This is a genomic window from Microcystis sp. LE18-22.4A (assembly GCF_027531105.1).
Lineage (GTDB): Bacteria > Cyanobacteriota > Cyanobacteriia > Cyanobacteriales > Microcystaceae > Microcystis > Microcystis aeruginosa.
On record NZ_JAPZRB010000548.1, the window covers coordinates 1 to 9,908 of the forward strand.

Sequence of the window (9,908 nt, forward strand, 5' to 3'; positions counted from 1 at the left end):
AAACTCTTATAGAGAAAGACATTTGGCGATTTTTGTCAATTATTTTCGAGCTAGAGCGAACTAATCAATTAAATCTATTGCCAGATAAGGATTTAGTCGATTTATGCCCCCCGCTCGAACCATACTAAGTAACGAAGAACCGGAAAATAGCTGCTATGCACTTTGGAGGTATTACGATCGAATGTTTGCTGAAATCTATGATCTTAGCTTCGGTATCCAGTCAAGAATGGAAAACTAAGTCCAATAACCCCGGACATACCATAACTAATCCGGGTCACAGTTTGACAGCTGCTCTAAAAAGTAATAATCGTCTCTATTCGAGAGTTCAAAATTATCCAGACGTGATAAAATGGATTAATATAGTAGAAAAACCGGTAGAAAACCCTAGTCAAAATTTTATAGATATGCGTTATTCCAGCAGTGAGCCGAATGACGATAAATACAAAGAGTGGTTATCAGCTTATACAGGTCTGACAAGATGGCTTCAGAAACAAGCTACTCAACTTTAAGGAGATAGTTATGTCAGAAACTTGGTTAAGATCACTGAAACAAAAATTAACAGATATATATGTGCAGAAAAAAGCACAAGAATGGGTTGATCTCAATGTATCTACTGCTGGACTTTTGAATATAACTATCGTCAGTGATAAGTTTGAAAATTTATCAACAACTCAGCGAAGAGAAGCGGTTAAAAATGACATAGAACAACAGTATAAATTTTTAGGTTTTATATCTTTATATACTATTCAGGAGGCAGCCTCTCTCGATCTAAAAGCTCCACAACTTCTGGACGCAAAATCAATTCACACTTGGCAAGATTTAGCCTTGTGGTCAGCTAATCCACAAAATCAATCACCGTCTTCTCCTGAACTTTGTCTTCCTAGAACCGTAACTTTTTATTCTTTTAAAGGGGGAGTAGGTAGGACAACTGCTTTAATTCATGTTGCTTGGATTTTAGCGATGCGAGGTCGTAAAGTAGTAGCTGTTGACTTGGATTTAGAAGCACCGGGGTTAAGCACAGCTTTTCCCTTAAATCCCTTACCGGAATACGGAATTGTGGACTATTTTTATGAAAAATCCTATTTACCAGAAGGTGTAGAAGCAAAGATTAATATCACTAAAATATTTGGAGAAGTTAATATTCCCGATGCAACGGGAAGACTATTTATTGTTCCTGCGGGTTATTTGAGTCTTGATTACATTGCTAAAGTTGATGATCTGCGAGCAACAACAATTCTCGATAATGGGGAAACACTCTGGTCAACTTTTAGTCGAGAGATTCAAAATCAGTTAAAACCTGATCTTATCTTAGTAGATTCGTGTACTGGAATCAATGAATGGGGAGCTTTATCTTTACTACAGGCAGCCAACGAAGCAATTATTTTTTTATTTCCTAACGAACAAAATCAAAAAGGAATCGAGCTTCTTTTGCAATCTTTGACTTCTTTTGGCCGACTTTCGCTTAATTTTGTTTTTTCACCCGTTCCCGATTTAAGTGATACGGGAATAACTAAAGTTATTCATGCTTGGCAAATTTTACAAAAGGATATTGACAAAAATATAGATATAGATGAAACTACCGATCATGATTTAGATATAGATTCAGAAGACTATCTAATCATACCTTATATTCCCTCGATCGCTCTAGCAGACCGTTATCCTGTCACTGGATTACTGGATTATTATACTCCCATTGCTAACTTAATCGATGAAGATACCAATTTTCAGTAGATAGCATCCGAGGGAACCTTGATTCCTTCTTAATTCTCGCTTTGGTAGTGCTTTGATGACATCCCAGCTGCCATTTGCCGTTGAGATAAATTTCCCTCTTGACCAAGTTGGTAGAGCAAGTTTCTTTGTTCTATGTTAAGATGTTGGCGGCTTCGTTTTTGGGTCTGATCTGTTGTTGTATTGATCAGACAGTACCTGATGAGCCTTTTTCTGTCAACTCTTAAGGAGTCGTGCGTTTCATTTTTGAATTGGCAATATTAGGAGGGATAAAAATTATGGTTAATTATCTCAGTCAAGAAGAGAAATTACTAGCAGCCGAAGAAGAAAAGTATCTAGAGGAAGAAGATGATGTGGATTTTCCTCCTGTAGATATTATTGCTTACAATGAGCAGCGATCCTGCTCTGATCTAGTTAGAATGTATCAAAAAAAACAATTGGTTATCGATCCAGATTTTCAAAGAGATGTGGTGTGGACTGATCCACAACAAACTCGTTTTATTGATAGTTTAATGAAACAGTTACCGATTCCTAGTATGTGTATTAGTCTTGACTATAAGACAGATAAACGCTATATCATCGATGGATTACAACGAATTAGTACCATCGTCAAATTTTTAACTACTGAAAATTGGAAGCTATCAAAATTAGCTGATGTAGATTCGTCTATTTCTGGAAAAACAGTTGAGGAAATAAAAACTCAGCATGAAGAATTATATGAACGCGTAGAAAATATGACTATTCCCATCACCATGATTCGCTACGACTCCAGCAAAAAAACTCATAATAATTATATTTTTAACATTTTCCATCGCTTAAATACCGGTGGAGTAAAACTTAATAATCAGGAGATCAGAAATTGTATCTATAATGGCGAGTTTAATACTTTTTTAAAAGAATGCGCTCAATATGAAAACTGGCTTTTGCTGATGGATCGAAAGCAGAAAAAAGCATCTCGATTTGAAGATGAAGAATTAGTTCTTCGTTTCTTTGCTTTTTATGATGGATATCAGAACTACAAGGGGAAATTGACCGGATTTTTAAATGATTATATGCATAAACATAGATTGGCTCATGAAGATTTTATTCAAGATAAAGATGAATTATTTAAGCAAACTGTTGACTTGATTTATGATAGAATCTTCAAAGAGGAACCTCTCAAAACCAGTAAAGTTATTGCTGAGGGAATTCTGTTAGGAGTTGCCAAAAATTTAGATACTTTAGTCAATCTCTCCAATGATGAATTACAAGACAAGTATTCTAGATTAATAAAATCTGAACCATTTTTAACTAAAAATTTATCTGGTGGTATGTATCGAAAAGATAAGGCTTTAGAGAGAATTAATACATCTATCAAAATTTTTTCATCTACTTCTACTGGTAATGATTACTAAAAGTTATTTATTCAAGACGCTAAACAGGCTTGATAAACTCTATAATGACTCTACAACTGATGATAAAAAAATTTTTTATTCTAAACTAGCTCTTATAGAATTATGTGGCTGGATCGAGGAAACTATGGATGATATAGTTTTAAGATGTGCTAAACGATGCTTAAAGTCCCCAGCTAACCAAAAATTCATCAAAGACGAGATTATTAAGCCTAACTCTAACTTTCAATATGAAGCTTTTAGAAAAATGTTGATGATAGTTATTGGTTTAGCAACATTAGAAAAAATTGAAAAAAAGTTAGAAAAAACTGATAAAATTAGTGCTTTAAAAGGTGATCTTGTTAATCTAAAGAAAAGTCGCAATCGAGCGGCTCATACTCATACTAAAGGTACTTTGAGAACCTATGACGCTCCTTCTAAAACTAAACATGATTTTGATAGAATATATGCTTTGTTAACAGAGTTAGATGCAGAATTGCAGCGTCATAAGTGTTGACTTATTTCTCGTACAATCGCTTTTAGCGCACCTTCGACAAAGACAATCAGTCAAAATTAAATCCCCTAACCGGCGAAAATTAACTGCAAGCGATCGAAAAACTGGGAAAATATTCAATTGATTCAATGTCATCTTTTTTAACTATCCTGCCCATGAATAATCAGGTCATCCGTACTGATAAAGCTCCGGCCCCTGTGGGTCCCTATAATCAAGCGATCGCCGCTCCTGGTCCTTTTCTCTTTGTTGCGGGACAAATTCCCCTAGATCCCGTCACGGGTGAAATCGTCTCCGGGGAAATTAGCACCCAAACCGAACAAGTTATGGCCAATCTGGAGGGCATTTTAACCGCTGCTGGGGCTAATTGGTCAAATGTGGTGAAAACTACCGTCTTTCTCTCGGATTTAGCCAATTTCGGGGCGATGAATCAAGTTTATGCCCGTTATTTCCCCCCGGAAACTGCCCCGGCCCGGGCCTGTGTGGAGGTGGCCCGTCTTCCCAAAGATGTGCTAGTGGAAATAGAATGTATTGCCGCTTTAGCCTAAAAATTAAGGTGGGCAATGCCCACCCTAACCTAATCTCTCTCTAGACCACCAAAGCCTCTAGAATCGTCTTATTGTAGATAATTCGCCCTACAGTAGTACGCACATACTGAGAAATTATCTCACCATCCTTCTCCCGGGTTTTGCGCTCCCGATAATATTTCCAGATGCTGCCATCGGGGAGAGTTTCCGTTTCCAGGACTTCCTCATCGGGTTTATTGGTTTTCACCTTTTCTCCGACCGGTAAACGCAACCACACAGAAGCGTGCAGATCCACCAATCCCTGATCGAAAGAGCGAATAGCGTCATCCATGCTGGCGAAATAACGACCTCCACCCTTTTGGGCCTTGGGATTTTCGGCCGTGAGATAATAACAACCCAAAACCATATCCTGAGAAGGGGCAACAATCGGGCGACCGGTCGCCGGTGAGAGAATATTATGACAGGCCAACATCAATAAGCGCGCTTCCGATTGTGCCTCCAGGGAGAGGGGAATATGTACGGCCATTTGGTCCCCGTCAAAGTCAGCGTTAAAAGCGGGACAGACGAGGGGATGTAACTGAATCGCCCGGCCCTCCACCAGTATCGGTTCAAACGCTTGAATGCCCAAACGGTGCAGGGTGGGGGCGCGGTTTAACATCACCGGGTGTCCCGTGATCACTTCATCCAAGACGTGCCAAACATTAGCATCCCCCCGTTGGATCATTTTCTTGGCTGCCTTGATATTATTGACGATGCCTAATTTAATTAAACGATGGATAACGAAGGGTTGGAACAATTCGATCGCCATTTCCCGGGGTAAACCGCATTGATAGATCTTCAACTTCGGGCCGACAACGATAACCGAACGTCCCGAATAGTCAACCCGTTTACCGAGGAGATTTTGACGGAAACGCCCCTGTTTACCCTCGATAATATCCGATAAAGACTTCAGGGCGCGATTATTGGCCCCCACCACCGTGCGACCGCGACGACCGTTATCAATTAAAGCATCGACGGCCTCCTGTAACATCCGTTTTTCGTTACGGACGATAATTTCGGGGGCGAGAATTTCTTGCAGACGGGATAAACGGTTATTGCGGTTAATCACCCGACGGTAGAGATCGTTCAGGTCAGAGGTGGCAAAACGGCCGCCGTCCAACTGCACCATCGGGCGTAAATCGGGGGGAATCACGGGAATTACGCTTAAAACCATCCATTCTGCCTGAGAACCCGTGGCGATAAAGTTATCGATTACCCGGAGACGTTTAATTAATTTTGCTCGTTTTTGCCCTTTACTTTCGACAATTTCCGTCCGCAGTCTTTCCGCTTCTTCTTCCAGGTTAATTTCCTGTAAGAGTCTTTGGATAGCCTCGGCCCCGATACCCACTTCAATACCGACTAATTCCGAATCCTCCGCGTAGATTTCTTCTTCGATCTCTAACCATTGATCTTCGCTGAGGAGTTGTTTATAACTAAGATTGCCCGCGTTACCCGGATCGAGAACCACATAGGCATTAAAATAGACGATCTGCTCCACGTCCCGCAGGGGCATATCGAGCAGGATACTGAGATAACTGGGAATACCTTTGAGATACCAAACGTGGGTGACAGGGGCAGCTAATTTGATAAAACCCATGCGATGACGACGTACCCGGGACTCGGTGACTTCTACCCCGCAACGTTCACAGACAATCCCCCGGTGACGGACGCGTTTGTATTTACCGCACCAACATTCCCAGTCCTTGGAGGGGCCAAAAATTTTCTCGCAGAATAACCCATCCATTTCCGGTTTAAGAGTCCGATAGTTGATCGTTTCTGGTTTGGTTACTTCTCCGACGACTTGACCGTTAGGTAGGGTTCTTTCTCCCCATTGCCGAATTCTCTCGGGGGACGCTAAACCGATTTTGACGTAATCAAATCTTTGATCTGTTGGAGTCTTCATTCTGAATTTTTTACTATGGGTAATGATCTGGGTTGACAACTATTGGGCAGAAACGACAGTTAACTCAGTCACTTTTTCTTCGGGTCAAACTGGCCCGACCGAGTCCGGGACATTACATTATACAATTTTTCTAGTTCGATCGACCATTAAGTGATATTTTCCCAGATGGTGATGCTGCCGTCGGCCGCCGCCGCCGCTAGGTGGCAATAATCGGGGCTGAGAACTAAACTGGAAATTGGCGATGATCGCCCATTGGTGGCGCTGAGAGTTGCGATCGCCTGTTGATAATTAGCTAACCAGATTTTAATCTCTCCGTCGGTTCCCCCCGTAAATAACCATTGACCCTCCTCTCCGAATACCAAGCTTGTCACCTGACCATTATGGGCATTGATCACCCGAATTGGCGCAAAATGACCGCTTTTCTCTCGATCGTATTGCCAGATTTTCACCGTACCATCCACACAACCGGCGGCAATAATCTGACCATCGGCAGCGATCGCAAGACTCTGCACCGAAGAAATGTTACCTGATAAGACGGCGATTTTTTCTCCCGATCCTAATTGCCAGAGGGTGACAGTGCCATCACCTCCAGCTGCGGCGATAAAATCTTGATTAGGAGCCACTGCTAGGGCATAAATTGCCCCCAGACTGTCATAGGAACTAAATTCTTCGGTTTCCTGCTCTAAATTCCACTGTTTTAGGGTTTGATCGTAACTACCACTAACCAAAAAATGCCAACGGGGGGCAAAATCTAGGCCGTGAATCGAACCGAGATGACCGAGGAAAATTTGATTTAATTCCAGATTATTGGCATCGCTGGCTAAAGTCCATAATTTAACGGTTTGATCGAATCCTCCCGTCGCTAGATGATAATCGCCGTTTCCGGTGACTGCTAGGGCTAAAATGCCCTGATCATGAGCTTCAACCGTATTAATCAGGGTTCCTCTCGCAAAATCCCAGATTTTTAGGGTACGATCCCAACTAACGCTCATTAAAAACCGTTGATCCTCGGTAATTGCGATCGCCGTGATCATTTCCCGATGGGCGGTCAGACGGCGATAATAGTGCCAATGGGGTATATCGACGGGGGGGGAAGTAGGAGTTAAATTAAGGGCGGGTAGGGTGATTTGTGGCTCATTTTCCGCTTTTGTTGCGCTAATATCCGCCGATTCTTCGTTAATCGGCAAAATCTCTCTGTGTAAGCGACCGTAGGATTTTTCCAGATGTTCGATGCGTTCCAGCAGCGCGTTACGGTTGATGTATTGAATAATTTGATTGTAGGACTGTTCGAGGGCGAGAATATTCTCCTCTAATTCTGCGACCGCACGGGCGTTATCCCTGGCCACCGCGGGACTGAGGGACTGTATTTGTGCTGATAAAGCTTCTTTTTCTTCTTCCCACTGACTCTGTAAATGACCGGTCATTTCAGTTAAGCGTTGACGTTGTAGGGTTCTTTCTCGGAGACGATTGAGAATATTCAACCCGAAAGTCACTACTAGGAGGAACAAAGGCAAAAACCCCGCACCCATGGCCATAAGGGTAAGCAGGGTTAATACTAGGGCGATATATTCCGCTAATTCTAGCCAATGGGGGCGATGGTCGGTCATTTTGCAGTTACCAGTAAAGGAATTTTGATCATCTCCTGATTTCAGACTCATGGTAACGCTAATTGCTGCCTTGGGATTGACTAAAATTAATTTTTAAGCAGGAATTAAGACTTTTTCCTTAGTTTCTATCGGTGCGGTTAAAGCGGATTCTAAATCGGCTTTCCCTAGTCTTGCTTCCAAAATTTTCAGCACTTCCCGTCCAAAATCATCGGGATTTTGTCGCCATGCTTGCAGACAAACTTCGCCAAAGAATGACCCCAAAGGTTCAGGATTCCAGAGCAGTTTTTTGGCTGTCCAGGGCATTAAACTCATGGGATCGTAGTCGGGTTTAATAATTTCTTTTTTGAAGGCGTATTCTTCTAGATGGGTGTGGGGTTGTAGTCCGATAAAAAAGATGGCTGGTTCCACTTTATCGACTCCAAAAATGTTTTCTAATTCCCGATGATAGGCGATAGTTTGACGAATAGTTTCCAGGGTTTCATCAATAACATTAAAGGAATAATTTACCGAAACCAGATCATTAAAACCGGCCGCTTTTAAGTCCCGACAATTTTGCAGAACTGTCCGCAAATTATAGCCCATCCGCATTTTGCGGACTAATTCCTGAGAACCACTGGTGATACCAATTTCAAAGTAGTTCATGCCTGTTTTTACCATTAAATCGCACAGTTTCGGGGTGAGATTATCGGCACGAATATAGGCAGCCCAACGGATATCTTTCATCCCAGTATCGAGGATTTTTTCTAATAGTTCTTCTACATCGTCGATAAATTTTCTGGCGGGGATAAATTGGGCATCGGTAAACCAGAAATTGCGAATGCCGCGGTCGTATAATTGGCGCATTTCCTTAACTACTTCATCGGCAGGATTAATGCGTACTTGTTTCCCTTCGACGACGGTATAGATGCAGTAGCAGCAGTTATGGGGACAGCCGCGCTTGGTTTGTACCCCGATATAAAAGTCGTTTTCTTGGAAATAGTAGGAAAATTCCGGCCAAATACTGGCGATGTAGTCGTAGTTACAAGCGGATTTTTCTAAGGGGGTGGGGGATTCGTGGATTAAACGCGGCCGGGGTGTGGTTTCTCCGACGACATAACAACGTTCATCGCTAAAGTCCCGGCCGGAGAGGAATTTTTCTAGCAGGGTTTCCCCTTCTCCCACTGATACAATTGTTCCTATGGGCAGTTTGGTTTTTAGTTGTTCATAGAAAACACTGACGGCACCACCCCCGACGATAACTCGCGCTTCGGGATGGTATTTTTTTGCCCGCTGCAACCCTCGGCGAATTAGTCCCTGATTGCGCCATAATTCGCCGTAGTAGGCTGTCGTCACCTTTAAACCTCCTAAAGCACCTCGCAGCTTGATTAGGGGGTTTTTAGCGTAGTAAAATTCAAAGGCGTTTTGCAGGGGATTGCCACCGCGACCACCGACGGGGGCATATATTTGAATATCCCGCCAGGAGAATACTAGCAGGGTCGGCCGAAATTCGTCAACACAGCGATCGAGTGCCTGGTTAAAGTCTAAGGGGGGGACGGTGCCAAGGTCAAAAATCCTTTGTTCGATGTCGGGGAATAGTTTATGAACGTGGTCGGAAAGGTAAACGACACCGATGGGGAAAATGGGGTTACAGGGGAGTCTAACGTAGAGGATGCGTTGCGCTTGCGGTTGAGTCATGAGATTTCTGAATGGGACGAGGACGCATTCTGAGTAATCTTAATATAACTTAACTTTGTCCGGCTTGTCTGGCAGTTATCAGTTATCAGTTATCAGTTATCAGTTATCAGTTATCAGTTATCAGATGTGAGTTTTCAGTTCACTGATTACTGTTTACTGAAAAGCTTCCCACTTCCCACACCCTACACCCTACACCCTACACCCCACACCCCACACCCCACACCCTACACCCTACACCCTACACCCTACACCCTACACCCTACACCCTACACCCCACACCCCACACCCTACACCCTACACCCTACACCCTACACCCTACACCCTACACCCCACACCCCACACCCCACACCCCACACCCCACACCCCACACCCTACACCCCACACCCTACACCCTACACCCTACACCCCACACCCTACACCCTACACCCCACTTCCCACTTCCCACTTGCGTCTTAGGTTAAACTTTAATTCCTAGTACCTGTGTATGGGTTCCCCGCGCTTGGGTGACACCGATGGTTCTTTCGGAAGCTTCAATCATGGGACGACGCA

General features: G+C 43.0%; 7 protein-coding genes and 2 pseudogenes. 5 read left to right on the plus strand and 4 right to left on the minus strand.

Features of this window, described 5'->3' with window-relative positions:
* Nucleotides 1–137: 137 nt before the first annotated feature.
* Nucleotides 138–509, plus strand: a pseudogene (locus O9295_RS23500) (hypothetical protein); the annotation flags it as partial.
* 10 nt (nt 510–519) lie between these two features.
* On the plus strand, nt 520–1,731 hold the full coding sequence (locus tag O9295_RS23505; RefSeq protein ID WP_288035724.1) for a ParA family protein: 1,212 nt from the start codon (nt 520–522) through the stop codon (nt 1,729–1,731).
* On the opposite strand, the pseudogene O9295_RS23510 reads toward O9295_RS23505, so the two are convergent.
* Nucleotides 1,729–1,916: pseudogene (locus tag O9295_RS23510) on the minus strand (helix-turn-helix domain-containing protein); the annotation flags it as partial. The gene O9295_RS23505 and the pseudogene O9295_RS23510 sit on opposite strands and share 3 nt — an antisense overlap.
* Before the next feature lie 90 nt (nt 1,917–2,006).
* Here O9295_RS23510 and O9295_RS23515 point away from each other — a divergent pair.
* The 3 genes from O9295_RS23515 to O9295_RS23525 all read left to right on the plus strand — a co-directional run bounded on the left by O9295_RS23515 (nt 2,007) and on the right by O9295_RS23525 (nt 4,157).
* Complete coding sequence (locus O9295_RS23515) at nt 2,007–3,122, plus strand: DUF262 domain-containing protein (protein WP_288035726.1); 1,116 nt, start codon at nt 2,007–2,009, stop codon at nt 3,120–3,122.
* Nucleotides 3,112–3,615: a HEPN domain-containing protein gene (locus O9295_RS23520; protein ID WP_288035727.1), complete on the plus strand. Its 504-nt coding sequence runs from the start codon at nt 3,112–3,114 to the stop codon at nt 3,613–3,615. Before O9295_RS23515 ends, O9295_RS23520 begins: the two co-directional genes overlap by 11 nt.
* Before the next feature lie 125 nt (nt 3,616–3,740).
* A complete protein-coding gene (locus O9295_RS23525) occupies nt 3,741–4,157 on the plus strand; it encodes a RidA family protein (RefSeq protein ID WP_079205988.1) in 417 nt (138 codons plus the stop codon).
* 40 nt (nt 4,158–4,197) lie between these two features.
* Here the strand turns inward: O9295_RS23525 and O9295_RS23530 are convergent, their stop codons facing one another.
* From O9295_RS23530 to O9295_RS23540, 3 genes are all read right to left on the minus strand, one after another.
* Nucleotides 4,198–6,078, minus strand: coding sequence for a DNA-directed RNA polymerase subunit gamma (locus tag O9295_RS23530; protein WP_002737004.1), 1,881 nt, complete (start codon nt 6,076–6,078; stop codon nt 4,198–4,200).
* A 146-nt stretch (nt 6,079–6,224) separates the two neighbouring features.
* Entirely contained in the window at nt 6,225–7,736 is a 1,512-nt protein-coding gene (locus O9295_RS23535) for a WD40 repeat domain-containing protein (protein WP_288035729.1), read from the minus strand.
* A gap of 42 nt (nt 7,737–7,778) precedes the next feature.
* Nucleotides 7,779–9,359, minus strand: a complete 1,581-nt coding sequence (locus O9295_RS23540) for a photosystem II high light acclimation radical SAM protein (RefSeq protein WP_288035730.1) — start codon at nt 9,357–9,359, stop codon at nt 7,779–7,781.
* Nucleotides 9,360–9,908 lie beyond the last annotated feature (549 nt).

Bases quoted from the DNA above. Each gene is read 5' to 3' on its own strand.
- O9295_RS23505 (WP_288035724.1), top strand. From the start codon at position 520: ATGTCAGAAACTTGGTTAAGATCACTGAAACAAAAATTAACAGATATA.
- O9295_RS23515 (WP_288035726.1), top strand. From the start codon at position 2,007: ATGGTTAATTATCTCAGTCAAGAAGAGAAATTACTAGCAGCCGAAGAA.
- O9295_RS23520 (WP_288035727.1), top strand. From the start codon at position 3,112: ATGATTACTAAAAGTTATTTATTCAAGACGCTAAACAGGCTTGATAAA.
- O9295_RS23525 (WP_079205988.1), top strand. From the start codon at position 3,741: ATGTCATCTTTTTTAACTATCCTGCCCATGAATAATCAGGTCATCCGT.
- O9295_RS23530 (WP_002737004.1), bottom strand. From the start codon at position 6,078: ATGAAGACTCCAACAGATCAAAGATTTGATTACGTCAAAATCGGTTTA.
- O9295_RS23535 (WP_288035729.1), bottom strand. From the start codon at position 7,736: ATGAGTCTGAAATCAGGAGATGATCAAAATTCCTTTACTGGTAACTGC.
- O9295_RS23540 (WP_288035730.1), bottom strand. From the start codon at position 9,359: ATGACTCAACCGCAAGCGCAACGCATCCTCTACGTTAGACTCCCCTGT.